Annotated in this window: 16 protein-coding genes and 1 tRNA gene; 9 read left to right on the top strand and 8 right to left on the bottom strand. The window is 68.7% G+C overall.

From position 1 onward, the window contains the following. Positions 1 to 18: 18 nt before the first annotated feature. From ACFOES_RS13635 to tgt, 4 genes are all read right to left on the bottom strand, one after another. Positions 19 to 93, bottom strand: a tRNA-Val gene (locus ACFOES_RS13635). A 13-nt stretch (positions 94 to 106) separates the two neighbouring features. Then, positions 107 to 580 (bottom strand): HU family DNA-binding protein, encoded by a 474-nt coding sequence (locus ACFOES_RS13630; protein ID WP_377833848.1) that lies wholly within the window; start codon positions 578 to 580, stop codon positions 107 to 109. A 158-nt stretch (positions 581 to 738) separates the two neighbouring features. Then, entirely contained in the window at positions 739 to 3,150 is a 2,412-nt protein-coding gene (gene lon, locus ACFOES_RS13625; protein ID WP_377833847.1) for an endopeptidase La, read from the bottom strand. A 218-nt stretch (positions 3,151 to 3,368) separates the two neighbouring features. Beyond that, a complete protein-coding gene (gene tgt / locus ACFOES_RS13620) occupies positions 3,369 to 4,496 on the bottom strand; it encodes a tRNA guanosine(34) transglycosylase Tgt (protein WP_377833846.1) in 1,128 nt (375 codons plus the stop codon). A gap of 238 nt (positions 4,497 to 4,734) precedes the next feature. Here tgt and ACFOES_RS13615 point away from each other — a divergent pair, with 238 nt between their 5' ends. From ACFOES_RS13615 to tpiA, 6 genes are all read left to right on the top strand, one after another. After that, complete coding sequence (locus ACFOES_RS13615) at positions 4,735 to 5,100, top strand: SUF system Fe-S cluster assembly protein (RefSeq protein WP_377833845.1); 366 nt, start codon at positions 4,735 to 4,737, stop codon at positions 5,098 to 5,100. 52 nt (positions 5,101 to 5,152) lie between these two features. Next, a complete protein-coding gene (locus ACFOES_RS13610; protein WP_377833844.1) occupies positions 5,153 to 5,833 on the top strand; it encodes a hypothetical protein in 681 nt (226 codons plus the stop codon). Beyond that, complete coding sequence (locus tag ACFOES_RS13605) at positions 5,830 to 6,552, top strand: DUF3307 domain-containing protein (protein ID WP_377833843.1); 723 nt, start codon at positions 5,830 to 5,832, stop codon at positions 6,550 to 6,552. Before ACFOES_RS13610 ends, ACFOES_RS13605 begins: the two co-directional genes overlap by 4 nt. A 62-nt stretch (positions 6,553 to 6,614) precedes the next feature. Next, positions 6,615 to 6,965: a HesB/IscA family protein gene (locus tag ACFOES_RS13600; RefSeq protein ID WP_377833842.1), complete on the top strand. Its 351-nt coding sequence runs from the start codon at positions 6,615 to 6,617 to the stop codon at positions 6,963 to 6,965. Beyond that, entirely contained in the window at positions 6,965 to 7,348 is a 384-nt protein-coding gene (locus ACFOES_RS13595; protein ID WP_377833841.1) for a TfoX/Sxy family protein, read from the top strand. The genes ACFOES_RS13600 and ACFOES_RS13595 overlap by 1 nt, the downstream gene beginning before the upstream one ends. A gap of 89 nt (positions 7,349 to 7,437) precedes the next feature. Next, positions 7,438 to 8,190 carry a triose-phosphate isomerase gene (gene tpiA / locus ACFOES_RS13590; RefSeq protein WP_377833840.1) on the top strand — a complete coding sequence of 251 codons (753 nt, stop codon included), beginning with the start codon at positions 7,438 to 7,440 and terminating at the stop codon, positions 8,188 to 8,190. 177 nt (positions 8,191 to 8,367) lie between these two features. On the opposite strand, the gene der is transcribed toward tpiA, so the two are convergent. The 4 genes from der to ACFOES_RS13570 all read right to left on the bottom strand — a co-directional run bounded on the left by der (position 8,368) and on the right by ACFOES_RS13570 (position 12,958). Next, positions 8,368 to 9,843: a ribosome biogenesis GTPase Der gene (gene der / locus ACFOES_RS13585; RefSeq protein WP_377833839.1), complete on the bottom strand. Its 1,476-nt coding sequence runs from the start codon at positions 9,841 to 9,843 to the stop codon at positions 8,368 to 8,370. A 46-nt stretch (positions 9,844 to 9,889) separates the two neighbouring features. Then, complete coding sequence (locus tag ACFOES_RS13580; protein WP_377833838.1) at positions 9,890 to 11,221, bottom strand: outer membrane protein assembly factor BamB family protein; 1,332 nt, start codon at positions 11,219 to 11,221, stop codon at positions 9,890 to 9,892. Positions 11,222 to 11,282: 61 nt separating this feature from the next. Further along, positions 11,283 to 11,936 (bottom strand): tetratricopeptide repeat protein, encoded by a 654-nt coding sequence (locus ACFOES_RS13575; protein ID WP_377833837.1) that lies wholly within the window; start codon positions 11,934 to 11,936, stop codon positions 11,283 to 11,285. A gap of 179 nt (positions 11,937 to 12,115) precedes the next feature. Beyond that, the gene (locus ACFOES_RS13570) at positions 12,116 to 12,958 is read right to left on the bottom strand and encodes a glycosyl hydrolase (RefSeq protein WP_377833836.1); all 843 of its coding nucleotides are present in this window, start codon (positions 12,956 to 12,958) and stop codon (positions 12,116 to 12,118) included. A 429-nt stretch (positions 12,959 to 13,387) separates the two neighbouring features. On the opposite strand from ACFOES_RS13570, the gene ACFOES_RS13565 reads away from it, so the two are divergent. Genes ACFOES_RS13565 through ACFOES_RS13555 form a run of 3 tightly spaced genes read left to right on the top strand, consistent with a single transcriptional unit; the run spans position 13,388 to position 17,145 of the window. Next, positions 13,388 to 14,356 carry a UDP-glucuronic acid decarboxylase family protein gene (locus ACFOES_RS13565; protein WP_377833835.1) on the top strand — a complete coding sequence of 323 codons (969 nt, stop codon included), beginning with the start codon at positions 13,388 to 13,390 and terminating at the stop codon, positions 14,354 to 14,356. Beyond that, the gene (galE, locus tag ACFOES_RS13560) at positions 14,356 to 15,336 is read left to right on the top strand and encodes a UDP-glucose 4-epimerase GalE (protein ID WP_377833834.1); all 981 of its coding nucleotides are present in this window, start codon (positions 14,356 to 14,358) and stop codon (positions 15,334 to 15,336) included. Before ACFOES_RS13565 ends, galE begins: the two co-directional genes overlap by 1 nt. A 12-nt stretch (positions 15,337 to 15,348) precedes the next feature. Then, a complete protein-coding gene (locus ACFOES_RS13555) occupies positions 15,349 to 17,145 on the top strand; it encodes a glycosyltransferase (protein WP_377833833.1) in 1,797 nt (598 codons plus the stop codon). Positions 17,146 to 17,187: the final 42 nt, after the last annotated feature.

Here is a 17,187-nt window from a genome sequence, read left to right as displayed (position 1 = left end):
TCAGCCTGAAAGGGGAAATGGTGGGTGATAAGGGATTCGAACCCCTGACATCTTCGATGTGAACGAAGCGCTCTACCACTGAGCTAATCACCCGTTGGCGGCGGTATTAGCGCCCCCCGTCGCGCACTGCAAGAGGGGCTTTGCCGCTTTCTTTCGTCCCGGTCGGCCGGCGCAGTTTCAGGGTCAGCACCTCGGCCGCGCCATTGGCGTTGCGGCGCGCGATCCGGACCTTGCCCAGCGGCGGCAGGTTGAGCTCCTCGCCCGCCTCCAGCGCCGCGCCCAGCACCGTCAGCACCGCCTCGGCGATCGGCTTGACGTCCTTCTTCTTCGCCCCCGACATCGCCATCACCCGCCCGAACAGCTCCTTGCGGTGCAACGGCTTCGCCTCCTGCCCGGACGGTTTCGCGGCGGCCGTGGAGGGGGTTTCGAGCGAGACGCCGGCGCGGCCGGGAGCGAGCGGCGCCGGCTCGGCCGCCGCGCGCGCGGCGGCACCGGCGGCACCGGCGGCGCTGGACGGGCGCGGCGCGGGAACAGCCGAGGACCGCTTGCCGCGGGAGGTCTTCTTCGGCGGCGTCGCCATGCGCCTCTCCCCGAATGGCTGCAACAACTCCCGCCAGCCTAGCGCAGGGCCGGCGCGTTTTCCATGGTCGCGCCATGGCGGCCAGCGCCCCGCCGCGACGGGCGGGCACGAAAAAGGCGCGCCCGGAGGCGCGCCTTTGGTTTCCTTGTCCGGCCGGATCAGTGCGCGGTCCGGGCCGCGCCGCCTTCCGAACCCGCGGCGACGGCGGCGGCCGCGGCGGCCTCTTCGGCCTCCTCGTCCCATTCCACCGGCTCGGGCATCCGCACCAGCGCGTTCTTGAGCACGTCGCGGACATGGGCGACGGGGATGATCGTCAGCCCTTCCTTCACGTTGTCCGGGATCTCCGGCAGGTCCTTGGCGTTCTCTTCCGGGATCAGCACCGTGGTGATGCCGCCCCGCAGCGCCGCCATCAGCTTCTCCTTCAGACCGCCGATCGGCAGCACGTTGCCGCGCAGCGTCACCTCGCCGGTCATCGCGATGTCCTTGCGCACCGGGATCTGGGTCAGCACCGAGACGATCGAGGTCACCATCGCCACGCCGGCCGAGGGGCCGTCCTTGGGCGTCGCGCCCTCGGGCACGTGGACATGGATGTCGACCTTCTCGAACTTCGGCGGCTTGACGCCGATCTCGGGCGCGATCGAACGGACGAAGGACGCGGCGGCGTCGATCGATTCCTTCATCACGTCGCCCAGCTTGCCGGTGGTCTTCATCCGGCCCTTGCCCGGCAGCTTCAGCGCCTCGATCGACAGCAGTTCACCGCCGACACTGGTCCAGGCCAGCCCGGTGACGACGCCGATCTGGTCCTCCTTCTCGGCCAGGCCGTAGCGGAACCGCTTGACGCCGAGGAACTCCTCGAGCCGGTCGGGCGTGACCTCGACGGTCTTCTCCTTGCCCTTGACGATCTGGGTCACCGCCTTGCGGGCCAGCTTGGCGATCTCGCGCTCGAGGTTCCGCACCCCGGCCTCGCGGGTATAGGTGCGGATGACCTCGGTCAGGGCTTCGTCGGTGACCGAGAACTCGTCCTTCTTCAACCCGTGGTTCTTGACCTGCTTGGGCAGCAGGTGCTGCTTGGCGATCTCGCGCTTCTCGTCCTCGGTATAGCCCGCCAGCGGGATGATCTCCATCCGGTCCATCAGCGGCCCCGGCATGTTGTAGGAGTTCGCCGTGGTGATGAACATCACGTTCGAGAGGTCGTATTCCACTTCGAGATAGTGGTCGACGAAGGTGTTGTTCTGCTCCGGGTCGAGCACCTCCAGCAGCGCCGAGGCCGGATCGCCGCGGAAGTCCTGGCCCATCTTGTCGATCTCGTCGAGCAGGATCAGCGGGTTCGTCGTCTTGGCCTTCTTCAGCGCCTGGATGATCTTGCCCGGCATCGAACCGATATAGGTCCGGCGGTGGCCGCGGATCTCGCTCTCATCCCGCACGCCGCCGAGGCTGATGCGGATGAACTCGCGCCCCGTGGCGCGGGCCACCGAGCGGCCGAGCGAGGTCTTGCCGACGCCGGGCGGGCCGACGAGGCAGAGGATCGGACCCTTGAGCTTCTTCGACCGCGCCTGCACGGCGAGGTATTCGACGATCCGCTCCTTGACCTTCTCGAGACCGTAATGGTCCTTGTCGAGGATCTCCTCGGCCTTGCCGAGGTCCTTCTTGACCCGGCTCTTGACGCCCCAGGGCACGCCCAGGATCCAGTCGAGGTAGTTGCGCACGACGGTCGCCTCGGCGCTCATCGGGCTCATCGACTTGAGCTTCTTCAACTCGGCCTCGGCCTTGTCCTTGGCTTCCTTCGACAGCTTGGTCGCGGCGATCTTCTCCTCCAGCTCGGCGACCTCGTTCTGGCCGTCCTCGCCGTCGCCCAGCTCCTTCTGAATGGCCTTCATCTGCTCATTCAGGTAGTATTCGCGCTGGGTCCGCTCCATCTGGCTCTTGACGCGGGTCTTGATCTTCTTCTCGACCTGCAGCACCGACATCTCGCCCTGCATCAGGCCGTAGACCTTCTCCAGCCGCTCGGCGACGTCGAGGGTCTCCAGCAGCTCCTGCTTCTGCGCCACCTCGATGCCGAGGTGACCGGCGACGAGGTCGGCCAGCCGCTCCGGCTCCTGGGTCTCCGAGACGGCGGCCAGCGCCTCCTCGGGGATGTTCTTCTTGATCTTGGCGTAGCGTTCGAACTCCTCGCCGACCGAACGGGTCAGCGCGGCGACGGCATCCGGGTCACCCGGCAGCTCCTCCAGCGCCTCGGCGCGGGCCTCGAAATAGTCCTCGTTTTCGAGGTACTCGGTGATCCGCACCCGGGCGCGGCCCTCGACCAGCACCTTGACGGTGCCGTCGGGCAGCTTGAGCAGTTGCAGCACATTGGCCAGCACGCCGGCCTGGAAGATGCCCTCGGTCGTCGGGTCGTCCTCGGAAGGGTCGATCTGGCTCGACAGCAGGATCTGCTTGTCGTCCGCCATCACCTCTTCCAGCGCCCGCACCGATTTCTCGCGGCCCACGAAGAGCGGCACGATCATGTGCGGGAAGACCACGATGTCGCGCAGCGGCAACACGGGATAGCTGGGAAGCAGGGTTTCGGTCATTCGCGTTCCTCTCTGGCAGGAGTGCCTGGCCCCGGTCATCGGCAGCCCATGGCGCTCCCCTGTCTTGAAACTGTCATTTGGGGCGCCCGGGCCCGTGGTTCAACCGCTCGACACGGCGCTCGCCTTCACAATGACGGTTGCGTGACGGAGGGGCAAGGGAGCATAGGGAGAGGTTCCGAACTTTCCCTCTACCACTTTTCGCGGCCCCGGCCCCGGCCTCACAACGGCTCGATATCGCCTTCCGCCCGCCGGGCGTGGAACTCGGCGACGAAGGCGTCCAGCCGCCCCGCCGCGATCGCCCCGCGCAGTCCCGCCATAAGCTCCTGGAAATAATGCAGGTTGTGCCAGGTCAGCAGCATCGAGCTGATGATCTCGCCGGCGCGGAAGACATGGTGCAGATAGGCCCGGCTGTAGCTGCGGCAAGCCGGGCAGCTGCAGTGCTCGTCCAGCGGGCGCGGATCGTCGGCATGGCGGGCATTCTTGATGTTGACGACCCCGCGCCGGGTGAACAGCTGCCCGGTCCTCCCCGAGCGCGACGGCAGCACGCAATCCATCATGTCGATGCCGCGCTGGACGGCGCCGACGATGTCGTCGGGCTTGCCGACCCCCATCAGGTAGCGCGGCTTGTCGGCGGGCAACATCCCCGGCGCGTAGTCGAGGACGCCGAACATCGCCTCCTGGCCCTCGCCGACCGCCAGCCCGCCGACCGCGTAGCCGTCGAAGCCGATCCCGGTCAGCGCCTCGGCGCTCTCCTCGCGCAGCTCCCGCGTCACCCCGCCCTGCTGGATGCCGAACAGCGCATGGCCCGGCCGATCGCCGAACGCCTCCTTCGAGCGCCGCGCCCAGCGCATCGACAGCCGCATGCTCTCGGCCACCCGGTCCTCGGTCGCCGGCAGCGCCGGGCATTCGTCGAAGCACATCACGATGTCCGAGCCCAGCAGCCGCTGGATCTCCATGCTGCGCTCGGGGCTGAGGAAGTGCTTCGAGCCGTCGACATGGCTGCGGAAGGTCACCCCCTCCTCGGTCATCTTGCGCAGTTCCGACAGGCTCATCACCTGGAAACCGCCGGAATCGGTCAGGATCGGCCGCTCCCAGTTCATGAACCGGTGCAGCCCGCCCAGCCGGTCGATGCGCTCGGCGGTCGGCCGCAGCATCAGGTGATAGGTGTTGCCCAGCAGGATATCGGCCCCGGTCGCGCGCACGCTCTCGGGCAGCATCGCCTTGACGGTGCCGGCGGTGCCGACCGGCATGAAGGCCGGCGTCCGGATCGCGCCGCGCGGCGTGTCGATCACCCCGGTCCGCGCCTTGCCGTCCGTTGCCGAGATTGTGAATCCGAACCCGCTCATTCCGCGTCCCCTTTTTCTCGCGCGCCGCTTCTCGCCCGAACTTCCGCAAAAGCCAAGCCCCGCCGGCCTTTCATGCCCTTCTGCAGCTTCCTCTCAGCGAAAATATCCTCGGGGGTGAATTGGCCCCCGGGGCCAAGAGGGGGCAGACAGCCCCCTGCCCCGCTCTCCGCCTGCGCCGCGGCTCTGGACCTGCCCGGCCTATTCCCTATATAAACCCTCAACAACTGCGCGAGGTGTCATGACCGCCGAGTCCCCAGAACAGATCGAGGGCGCCCCCCTGATCCGCCCGTCCACGACCGACCACCCGCTCTACGACAGCGTGGTGCAGGCCTGCCGCACGGTCTACGACCCGGAAATCCCGGTGAATATCTACGACCTCGGCCTCGTCTACACGATCGAGATCAACGACCAGAACGAAGTCACCATCCTGATGACGCTGACCGCGCCGGGCTGCCCTGTGGCGGGCGAGATGCCGGGCTGGGTCGCCGAGGCGGTCGAGCCGCTGGCCGGGGTCAAGCAGGTCGACGTCCACATGACCTTCGATCCGCCCTGGGGCATGGACATGATGTCCGACGAGGCCCGGCTCGAACTCGGCTTCATGTAGCATCAAGCCTTCAAGCTTGATTTTTATAAATTCAAGCCTTAAAACTTGATACATGCAGCATCAAGTCCAGAGGCCTGAATTGCCGCGAACCGTCGCCATCCTGACCGGAGACCTGATCGGCTCGACCAAGGCCGATCCGGCGGCGGTCGAGCAGGCGATGGCGGTGCTGGCCTCGACCGCCGCCGAGATCTCCGCCTGGCAAGCCGACGGCGCGGACACCCGCTTCACCCGCTTCCGCGGCGACGGCTGGCAGATGATGCTGACCGATCCCGCCCTCGCCCTGCGCGCCGCCGTCACCCTGATGGCGCGGCTGCGGGCCTCCGAAACCGGGCTCGACAGCCGCCTCGCCATCGGCATCGGCCGGCTCGACCGTGCCGGCAGCGACGATCTGTCCGACGCCGCCGGCCCCGCCTTCGAACGCTCGGGCCGGGCACTGGACGCGATGAAGCGCGCCGATCGGATGGCGATCGACGGCCTCGCTCCGACCCGCCTGCATCGCGGCCTCCTCGCCCTGATCGACGAGCGCATGAGCCGCTGGACCCCGGAACAGGCCGAGGCGGCGGCGCTTTACCTCCACCCAGACAACCCCACCCTGAGCGAGATCGGCGCAGAGCTCGACATCTCCCCGCAGGCGGTCAGCTACCGCCTGACCGGCGCCGGCGCTCCGCGCTTGCGCCAGGTCCTGCGCGACTGGGAAGATGAGGTCGATTTCGCGGAGACAGACCAGCCATGATCGAGACCGTCACCGCCCTGCTCGTTGCCCATGTGCTGGCCGATTTCGTGCTCCAGACCGACGGCATGATCGCCAACAAGCGCGCGCCGCAGGTGCTGCTGCTGCATATCGCCATCGTCCTGGTGCTGTCGCAGGCCGCCATCGGCCAGGTCGCGGCCCCCGCCGTGCTCGCCCTCGCCGGCGCCCATCTGGTCATCGACCTGGTCAAGATCTTCGCCACCAAGAGCGGCCTGGCCGCCTTCCTCTTCGACCAGGCCGCCCACCTGGCCTCGATCGCCGCCGTCGCCGCGCTGGCGCCCGGGCTCTGGGCCTCGGGACTCTGGGCCGGCCTGCCGGCACCGCTGCCGCTGGCCGCCCTGCATGGCGCATTGCTGATCGCCGGCCTGATCGCCGCCACCCGCGCCGGCGGCTTCGCCGTGGGCATGCTGATGAAGCGCCACGGCCAGGCGCCGGACCTGCCCGAGGGCCTCGCCGGCGGCGGCCTCACCATCGGCCTGCTCGAACGCGGGCTGATCTTCCTCCTGGTCCTGGTCGGCCAGCCCGCCGGCATCGGCTTCCTGATCGCCGCCAAGTCGATCCTGCGCTTCGGAACCGTCTCGGAAAGCCGCGCCGCCTCGGAATATGTCATCATCGGCACGCTGGCGAGCTTCGGCTGGGCCCTGATCGTCGCCTATGCCACGCTTGCCCTGCAAGGTGCGCTGCCGCCGCTCTCCCCTTGAGAAGCGGCCGCCCCGGGACTAAGTTGACTCCAAAGCACAGGTTTTGACCCCGGAGCACCCAAATGTTCGGCATTCCCGGCAAACAGGCCGTCACGCTCACCCCGGCCGCGGCCAAGCAGGTCGCCAAGCTGATGGCGAAGCAGGACGCCAAGGGCCTGCGCATCGGCGTCAAGAAAGGCGGCTGCGCGGGCATGGAATACACCATGGATTACGTGTCCGAGATCGACCCCAACGACGAGGTGATCGAGCAGGACGGCGCCCGGGTGATGATCGCGCCGATGGCGCAGATGTTCCTGTTCGGGACCGAGATCGACTACCGGACCTCGCTGCTCGAATCCGGCTTCCACTTCAACAACCCCAACGTGGTCGAGGCCTGCGGCTGCGGCGAGTCGATCAAGTTCGCCGACATGTGATGGCGGTCGATCCCGCCCTGATCGAACATCTCAAAGACCTGTTCGCGGGCCTCGGCCCGTTCTCGGTCCGGCGCATGTTCTCCGGCGCCGGCCTCTATGTCGACGAAGACGCGATGTTCGCCCTCATTGCCCGCGACACCGTCTACCTCAAGACCGACGACAGCACCCGGCCGCTGTTCGAGGCCGAGGGCTGCGTCCCCTTCGCGATCACCCGCGACGGCAAGACCCGCAGCCTGCCCAGCTTCATGACCCTGCCCGACGCCGCCTTCGACGATCCCGACGAGGCGCTGATCTGGGCCCGCCGTGCCCTGCCCCCGGCCCGTGCCGCCGCCGAGGAAAAGCGCAAGGACAAGGCGCGCAAGGCCGCCCGCAAGCGCCGTTAGCGCAAAAGACGCCGATGCGGCGAGATGAGGCCTTCCGACAGCCCCCGGTTGCCGCTATCCCGATAGAGACACGAGGGACGGAGGAACGGATGACCGAGCGCCGCAAGCTTGCTGCCGGGAACTGGAAGATGAACGGGACGGGCGCCAGCCTGGCCGAGATCGACGCGCTGGCCGCGGCGCATCGCGCGCCCGGCTGCGACGTTCTGATCTGCCCGCCGGCGACCCTGCTGGCCCGGATGGCCGACGCCACCGCCGACAGCCCCATCGCGGTCGGCGGCCAGGACTGCCACTGGGCCGGCTCGGGCGCCCATACCGGCGACGTCTCGGCCGCGATGCTGGTCGATGCCGGCGCCGATTACGTCATCCTCGGCCATTCCGAGCGCCGCGCCGACCATGGCGAAACCGACGAGATCGTCCGCAGCAAGACCGGGGCGGCGATCGGCGCCGGTCTGGTGGCGGTGGTCTGCGTCGGCGAGACCGAGGCCCAGCGCGACGCCGGCACCACGCTCGACGTCATCGGCGCCCAGCTGCGCGGCTCGTTGCCCGACGGCATCACCGCCGCCGCCCTGGTCGTCGCCTACGAGCCGGTCTGGGCCATCGGCACCGGCCGCACCCCGACCCTGGACGAGATCGCCGAGGTCCACGACTTCATCCGCGCCACCCTGTCCGGGCGCTTCGGCGCCGAGGGCGACGGCACCCGCCTGCTCTATGGCGGCTCGGTCAAACCGTCCAACGCGGCCGAGATCTTCGCGGTCTCGAATGTCGACGGCGCCCTGGTCGGCGGCGCCTCGCTCAAGGCCGCCGATTTCGGCGCCATCATCGCCGCGCTCGAAACCGCCTGACCGCGCCGGGAAGCCCGCCGCGGCGGGCCGCCTTCGGCGTGTGAGCATTTCAGCAAAGAAGAAGCCCAGGGCACCTTCTTGCGACTTCTTCTTTGCGAAAATACTCCGGGGGAGCCGCCAGCGGCGGCGGGGGCAGCGCCCCCTCCCCGGCCGGATCGGGGCATCCCCGCCTAAGCTCTACGCCCCGCCCGCCGGCCCCTTGCCGGTATGTTTCCGCAACCGCGACGGGGTCGAGTATTTCTTGCCCTTGTAGGGGTTCTTGTCGGCCTGGCTGCGCAGGGTCAGGCGGATCGGCGTCCCCGGCATGTCGAAGCTGTCGCGCAGCCCGTTGACCAGGTAGCGGCGATAGCTTTCCGGCATCAGGTCGGGATGCGAGCACATCACCACGAAGCCCGGCGGCCGGGTCTTGACCTGGGTCATGTAGCGCAGCTTGATCCGGCGGCCGCCCGGCGCGGGCGGCGGGTGGGCCTCGGTCATCGCGCCCAGCCACTGGTTCAGCTTGGCCGTCGTCACCCGGCGGTTCCAGACGTCATAGGCCTTGAGGATCGCGCCGTGCAGCCGGTCGAGCCCGCGCCCGGTCTTGGCCGAGACGGTCACCAGCGGCGCGCCGCGCAGCTGCGGTAGGGCGTATTCGAACCGCTCCTTGAGCTCGCGCAGCTTGTCTTGCTTGTCCTCTTCGAGGTCCCACTTGTTGACCGCGATCACCACCGCCCGGCCCTCGGTCTCGGCGAAGTCGGCGATCCGCAGGTCCTGCTGCTCGAAGGGAATTTCCACGTCCAGCAGCACCACCACGACCTCGGCGAAGCGCACCGCCCGCAGCCCGTCCGAGACCGACAGCTTCTCGACCTTGTCGGTCACCTTGGCCTTCTTGCGCATGCCGGCGGTGTCGAAGATCCGGATCGGCGTGCCGGCCCAGTCGGTCGTCACCGAGATCGCGTCGCGGGTGATGCCGGCCTCGGGGCCGGTCAGCAGCCGGTCCTCGCCGAGGATGCGGTTGATCAGCGTCGACTTGCCGGCGTTGGGCCGGCCGATGACGGCGATCTGCAGCGGCTTCGCCCGGGTCGGCTTCGGCGCGGCGGCCTCATCGCCGACCTCGGCCTCTTCCTCACTCAGCGCGACGTCGGTCTCGGGCGCATCCTGCGCCGTCCGTTCGGCGAAGGCGTCGGCCAGCGGCTGCAGCACGCGGTAAAGGTCGTCCATGCCCTCGCCATGCTCGGCCGAGAGCCGCAGCGGCTCGCCCAGGCCGAGGCCGTAGGCCTCGAGCACACCCTCCTCGCCGGCCTTGCCCTCGGCCTTGTTGACGCCCAGCACGACGGGCTTGCCGCCGCGGCGCAGGATGTCGGCGAACATCTGGTCGGCCGCCGTCACCCCGGCGCGGCCGTCGATCAGGAACAGGCTGACATCGGCCATCTCGACGGCGCGCTCGGTCAGGCGCCGCATCCGGCCTTGCAGGCTGTCGTCGGTCGCCTCTTCCAGCCCGGCGGTATCGATGACGGTGAAGCGCAGGTCGGCCAGCCTCGCATCGCCCTCGCGCAGATCGCGCGTCACCCCGGGCTGGTCGTCGACCAGCGCCAGCCGCCGGCCGACCAGGCGGTTGAACAGCGTCGACTTGCCCACATTCGGGCGCCCGACGATGGCGAGGGTGAAGGACATGACGTGCTCCGCGATGACGAAACCGCCCCGTTACACCGGATCGGCCCTAACGGAAAGCCCGAAGTTTGCCGTCGGCGGTGACGACATAGAGGGTTCGGCCCGCGACCACCGGATCGGTCACCGCTTCGCCGCCGATCTGCCTGGTGCCGGTCAGCTCGCCCGAGGCCGGGTCGAAGAAGCGCAGCAGCCCGTCGGAGGAGGCGAGGATCAGCCGGTTGCCGGCCAGCAGCGGGCCGTAATGGACGTAGATGTCGCGCCGGCGCTTGTCGTTCTTGTAGGGCAGGTAATAGGGAAGGTCGGCCTTCCACACCACCGCGCCGGTCGCCGCGTCCAGCCGCACCAGCTTGGCGTCGTCCGAGACCAGGTAGAGCGCGCTGCCGACCGGCCAGACCGGGCCCATCGTGCCTTCGGTCGCGCTCCATTTCCGCTCGCCCGAGCGCAGGTCATAGGCGGCGACCCGGCCGGTCGCGTTGCCGACATAGACGGTCTGGCCGACGATCACCGGGTCGCCGACGATATCCGAGATCTGGGCATAGACCAGGCCCAGCCGCCGGCCCGCCACCGTGGTGTTCCACAGCCGCAGCCCGCCCGAGGCGGTGGTCGCGACCATGTCGTCGCTGGTGAAGGGGAACAGCGCGACACCGCCCGCAACCGCCACCGAGGCGCCGCCGACGAGGCCGTCGGGCGAGGCCACGCCCTGCAACTGCCAGCGCACCTTGCCGGTCCTGGCGTTGATCGCCCAGCCCGAGCCGTCGCGGGCGGTGACATAGACGGTGTTGCCCGAGACGGTCGGGGCACTGGTCACCGGCGCGTCGAATTTCTGCCGCCAGGCCACTTTGCCGCTGGCCGGGTCGAGCGCCACCAGCTCGCCGAAGGCGGAGGTGGCGAAGAGCAGCCCGTCGCCATAGGCCAGCCCGCCACCCGAGGCGTCGTCGGCATGGTCGGTCGGCGGCGTCAGGTCCACGTGCCACAGGGCCGCGCCGGCGGTCGAGGTGGCGGCGACGGTCGCCCGGCTGTCGAGCGTGTAGACGCGGCCGTCGGCGACCACCGGGTCGGCGGTGATCACGTGGCGCTTGTCCTCGCCGGCGCCGATCTGGACGCTCCACAGCGGGGTCAGCGCGGTGCCCAGCGCGGGCTGGGTGATGTGGTGCGACGGGCCGCCGTTGCGCGCCGGCCAGCTGGAATTGGCCCGCGGGCTCGGCAGGCGCACCGCCACCTTGTGCGGCGCGGTATCGTCCGGCTTGGCGGTGGCGTCGGCCGGCGCGTCCAGCGGGGTGCGGATATCCTCGCGCTGGCCCTGCAGGATCAGTTCCTTGGGCGCGCAGGCGGCGACGGCGCCGAGCAGCGCGAGAACGACAACGCTTCGATTCAGCTTCACAGCCCCTGCCCCTTTCCTGCGCTCTGACCTGGCGCTCTTGACCGGTCCGGCCGGTCCCGGCTCAGCTCGCCTCGGGTGTTCCCCCGAGGGCGACAATCATCTGCGTCGCCCGGCGACGCAAGCCCGGAGTCACGTCCGAGTCCTGCAGAATCTCGTTGAACTGGTCGATCGCCGACTTGCTGTCACCCGCCGCGACCGCGAGCAGCGCGATCTGCTCCAGCGCCAGCGGCCGGTAGGGCCGGCCCGGCTGGCTCAACGGTTCCAGCGCCGCCTTGCGGGCGTCGGGCTGCATTTCGTCGCCGGCGATCAGCACCTTCTTCAGCACCGCGAGGTCGCGATAGGCGATCGGCAGGGTATCGTCGGCGGCGACCGCGTCGAGCTTGGCCAGCGCGGTCTTGCTGTCGCCGGCATCCTGGGCCGCCGTCGCTGTCAGCAGATCGACCACCGCGGCCTGGCCGCCCTTGGCCGCGACCGCGCTCAGCGCCTTCTCGCGGGCGGCGGCATCGTTGGCGTCCTGCGCCGCCAGCACCGAGTCGCCGAAGGCCTCGGCCGCCGCGCGCACGCGCGCCGCCTGCCATTCCTTCCAGGCCGCCCCGCCGACCAGCAGGACCACGGCCAGGACCGCGATCCAGCCATATTTGCGGAACATGGCGAAAAGCTGATCGCGGCGGACCTCTTCGGTCACTTCCTCGATGAAACTGTCGGTGTCGCTCACCCTGGCCCTCCCGCCGATGCTGGCCCCGTCTTACACGCAAGCCCGCGCCTTTGCCAAGCCCTCGCCCCGGGGCCGGGCGCGACCCGGGCGGGGACCGGCGCACAGGCCGTGGCGCTACCGATTTTGCGCCGCAGGAGACCGGCGCGCATCGGCCTGTCAGCAGCCTGCCCGACCAGACACTACTGCCCCCGATCGGCAGTCTGTCTCTCGCCGATCGCACTCAAGACGCGGTCGAAGGCCAGGCCGACCGGCGTTGGATCGAGGGCATCGTCGACAAGGTTGATCCTGGGGGCGCGGCCGAAGGTTTCGTAAGGGTTCGCCGCGAACCAGGCGTGACGCTCGACGAAGGGCAGCTTCTCCATCATCAGGATCGCGGCCTGGGCAAAAGCCGCATTGCCGGCGTAGCTGGCGGCCCCCGGCCGGTTCCAGTCGATATAGGCGAATTCGGTAACCCAGATCGGTCGGCGATACTCGGCATGGACGGCCTTGAGCCACGCCTCGAAGGCGGCGACATCGCCGTCGGTCGAGTAGTAGTGCACCGCCATGAAATCGACGCGCAGGCCCCTGGCCTCGACCTGGTTCATGAACCGCCGCTGCCAGGAATTCCGGCCCAGCGTGCCCCCCTGCGTCGTCGCCGGGCTGCCAAGGCGCAGGCCGCGCGCTTCGAGGCGGGGCCAGAGCGCGATTGCCCTTGCCACCGACAGGTTGCTGCCGTTGCTGGCGGGATTGTCCGGTTCGTTGAAGCCCAGCAGCGTGGTGACGCGCAGGTCCGAGACGATCCTCTTGCCGACATCCCTGGCGCTGCGGATCATCGGCACGAACTCGACCGAGCGCGCGGGCCTGCCTGGCGCCCAGATCTGGTCGGTGCGCCAGTTGTAGTACCAGTCGAGCGCCGGGGCGTCCTCGATCCAGTCCAACATCGTGTAGCTCGGGTTCTCCCAGGCACCTATGCCGGCCTTGGCGGCCATCGCTGGTGCGGGCATCAGCATCAGTCCCACGAGTAGGAAAAACTTCTTGATCATGGCGGCCTCATCACTTCCCCGCGAGGGTATTCGGGGAAAGAGCCCAAAACATGGCGGGCTTCGTTCATCGGCAGGCGCAGAAGGGCCGCCCACCTGACGATTGCCGGGCTTTCGGGCCGATCCGTGGACTCCGGACATGTTTCGGCACGCGGCGGCCGATGGCAAGGCAGTTCAGGCCCCATGCGCGCATTCTTGCCACCGTTCCGGCCACGGCGCCGGCAGTCTGAGCAAGACGTGCCGCCGCTCATCCGCGGGATCGAGCCAAGGCCTGTGTGACGAATGGGACATCATCACGGGTCTTGTGATCGGGAAAATGCGACTAGCTGTAGGCATGACGACCAAAGTCGGCTTAAGCTGTCGCTTGGGGCAGAAGGTTCAAAGAAACGACCCTGGACAGTCTGTGCGGGGATCAGATACCGGGTAGCGCAGATGCGGATACTTGTGACGGGCGGCGCCGGGTTTCTCGGCTCCCACCTTATCGGTCGGTTGCTGGCTGAAGGGCATGAGGTGGTTTGCCACGACAACCTACTGACCGGGCGGATTGCCAACGTCGCCAAGCATCTTGCGAATCCGGTCTTCACTTTCGTCAAGCATGACGTGATCGCGACGATCCGGGTCGAGGGGCCGCTCGACGAGATCTACAACCTCGCCTGCCCGGCCTCGCCGCTGAAATACGAGCTCGACCCGATCCACACCTTCGAGACCTCGGTTCTGGGGGCCGAGAACATGCTGGAACTGGCGCGGCTGAAGGACGCGCGGATCCTCCAGGCCTCGACCTCGGAAGTCTATGGCGATCCGGAAACCTCGCCGCAGGTCGAGGATTACCGGGGGCTCGTCAACACCTTCGGCCCCCGGGCCTGCTATGACGAGGGCAAGCGCGCGGCCGAGATGCTGTTCTACGAATACGGCATCCATCGCGGGATCGAGACGCGGATCGCACGGATCTTCAACACCTACGGCCCGCGCATGGCGCCCGACGATGGCCGGGTCGTGTCGACCTTCATCGTCCAGGCGCTGACCGGGCAGCCGCTGACGATCTTCGGCGCGGGCGACCAGACGCGGTCGTTCTGCTATGTCGACGATCTCGTCGACGGGCTGATCCGGCTGATGCGCGCGCCCGAAGGCACCAAGGCGCCGGTCAACCTCGGCAATCCGGGCGAGTTCACGATCAAGGAACTTGCCCAGCTGGTGCTGGAAAAGACCGGCTCGTCGTCGGAATTGAGCTACCGGGAACTGCCCCAGGACGATCCGCATCAGCGCCGTCCCGACATCAGCCGGGCCAGGAACCTGCTGGGATGGCAGCCGACCGTGCCCCTGCTCGAGGGGCTGGACCGGACCATCGACTATTTCCGCGAAGAGCTGGATACCGGCAGCCTGCCAATGTGGATGGATGCCTGATGCTGCGCGATCTCCGCGTGCTGGTGACCGGGGGCGCTGGCTTCATCGGCTCGCACGCCTGCAAGGCGCTGGCCGCGGCCGGGGCCCGGCCCGTCGTCCTTGACGACCTGTCCACCGGACACGCGGATGCGGTGCGCTGGGGGCCTCTGGTGCGCGCCGACGTGCGCGACCGCGCGGCGGTCCGAGCCGCGCTGACGGAACACGAGGCCACCTGCGTGCTGCATTTCGCCGGCAAAGCCTATGTCGACGAGTCGGTGCGGGATCCGGCCAAATACTACGACAACAATGTCGGCGGCATGATCGGCCTGCTGGCGGGCTGCACGGCGGCGGGCGTCGACCGCATCGTCTTCTCGTCGAGCTGCGCCACCTACGGCGTGCCGGAGCGGCTGCCGATCACCGAGGCGACGCCGCAGCGCCCGATCACCCCCTATGGCCGCACCAAGCTGATCTGCGAGCAGATGCTGCGCGACCATGACGACGCCCATGGGCTGCGCCATGTCAGCCTGCGCTATTTCAACGCCGCCGGCGCCGATCCGGAGGGCGAGATCGGCGAACGGCACGACCCCGAGACCCACCTGATTCCGCGCGCGCTGCTGGCGGCGGCGGGGCAAGCGCCGGCGCTGAAGGTCTTCGGCACCGACTACCCCACCCCCGACGGCACCTGCATACGCGACTACATCCATGTCAGCGACCTTGCCCGCGCCCATGTCCGCGCGATCGAGCACCTGATGATGGGGGGGGGCGGGAGCCTGGCGCTGAACCTCGGATCGGGCAAGGGTCTCTCGGTGCACGAGATCGCCGCCACGGTCGAGGCGGTGACCGGCCGCGCGGTGCCGGTCGAGGCGGCGCCGCGGCGCCCCGGCGACCCGCCGGAGCTGACGGCCGATCCGGGGCTGGCGGCGCGGCTCTGGGGTTTCCGCTCCGAGCGGTCGGGGATTGCCGAAATCGTCCGCGACGCGGCGCCATGGTTCGGGCTCTGAGGTCGCGTTGAAATGCCTTCTGATCCTGCCCGCCCGCTCCTCAAGCCGCTGCTGTCGCGGAAGCAGGCCTGGATCTACCGGGGCTTCGCCTTCGGATGGCTACTCGCCGCGCTCTATTTCTGGACCTGGTGGTTCGCGCCCGGACATGTGATCGCACCCTGGCTGTTCATCATGGCGACGGCGCCGCTGGTCTGGGCCTACCTCCTGCAGCTCTACTTCCTCTGGGTCCTGCTGGGCGCGCGGGTCACGGCCGCGCCCGCTCCGCAGCCCGGCCGGTTCCGCGTCGCCATGATCACCACCAAGACGCCGGCCGAACCGTTCGAGGTCGTCCGCCCGACGCTCGAGGCGATGCTGGCGCAGGACTATCCGCACGACACCTGGCTGGCCGACGAGGACCCGACGCCCGAGGTCCTGGCATGGTGCGCGGCCCATGGCGTGCGGGTCTCGACCCGCAGGGGGCGCGACGACTATCACCGCACCGAATGGCCCCGCCGCACCCGCTGCAAGGAGGGCAACCTCGCCTTCTTCTACGACCATTGGGGCTATGCCGACTACGACATCGTCTCGCAGCTCGACGCCGACCACGTACCGCAGCCGGGATACCTGCGCGAGATGGTCCGCCCTTTCGCCGATCCCGCCGTCGGCTATGTCTCGGCCCCCTCGATCTGCGCCGCCAATGCCGGGGAGAGCTGGGCGGCGCGGACCCGGCTCTATGTCGAGGCGGCGTTTCACGGCGCCTTCCAGACCGGCTATACCGGGGTGCTGGCGCCGATGTGCATCGGCTCGCATTACGCGGTGCGGACCAGGGCGCTGAAGGCGGTGGGGGGGCTCGGCCCGGAGCTGGCCGAGGACCATTCCACGACCATGCTGATGAATGCCGGCGGCTGGCGCGGCGTCCACGCCATCGACGCGATCGCGATCGGCGACGGGCCTGCCAGCGTCTCGGACCTCGCCACCCAGGAATTCCAGTGGTCGCGCAGCCTGGTGAGCCTGCTGCTCAACCACACCCAGCACTATCTCGGAAGCCTGAAGCCGCGGCTGAAATTCCTCTTCGTCTTCTGCCAGCTCTGGTACGCGCTGTTCGCGCTGACGACGGCGCTGATGTATTTCCTGCCCATGGTCGCGGTCCTGCTGAACCGGCGCTTCGCGGACGTGACCTACCCGGTCTTCCTTGGCCATGCGGTGCCGACGGTGGTGGTGATGACGCTGTTTGCCTATCGCATCCGCGCCGACGGCTTCATGCGGCCACGGAACGCCCCGGTGATCGCCTGGGAAAAGGGGCTGTTCCTGCTGCTGCAATGGCCCTGGGTCCTGTGGGGCGTCGCCGCGGCGGTGCGCGACCGGATCAGCGGAGATTTCATCGACTTCCGCATCACCCCGAAGGGAGCGAGCGCCGGCAAGGAGCTGCCGGGCCGGATTCTCGCCGTCTATGCCCTGCTCGCGCTCGGCTGCCTGGTGACGGTGGTGGCGGTGTCGGACGTGACCGAGGCGCGGGGCTTCTACCTGCTGACGCTTCTCAACGGCCTCGGCTACACGGTTCTGGTCTCGGTCATCGTCGTCCATCACTGGCGCGAGAACGGGTTGGACTGGTCCCGCAACGCCCGCAGCGCCGTGCTGCAACTGACGACAGTGGCGGGACTGCTGGCGCTGGTCGTCGGCGGCGTCGTGCTGCGTGGGAGCGAAGGGCTCTATGCGCTGGCGATCGGTCTCGAGCCCTTCCACATCGTCCGGCTCGAATACGCGGTGTCCGGCGCGGGGAGCGCCGGGCGCGGCCATCTGGTTTTTCTGTTCGACCCGGGATGGAATTGAGGGAACGTGCTAAGGTGCCATCGTCCGGTGCGCCTGACAAAG

The organism is Acidimangrovimonas pyrenivorans (assembly GCF_042643245.1).
GTDB classification, from domain to species: Bacteria; Pseudomonadota; Alphaproteobacteria; order Rhodobacterales; family Rhodobacteraceae; genus Acidimangrovimonas; species Acidimangrovimonas pyrenivorans.
This window is presented reverse-complemented; position numbering and strand designations above follow the sequence as displayed.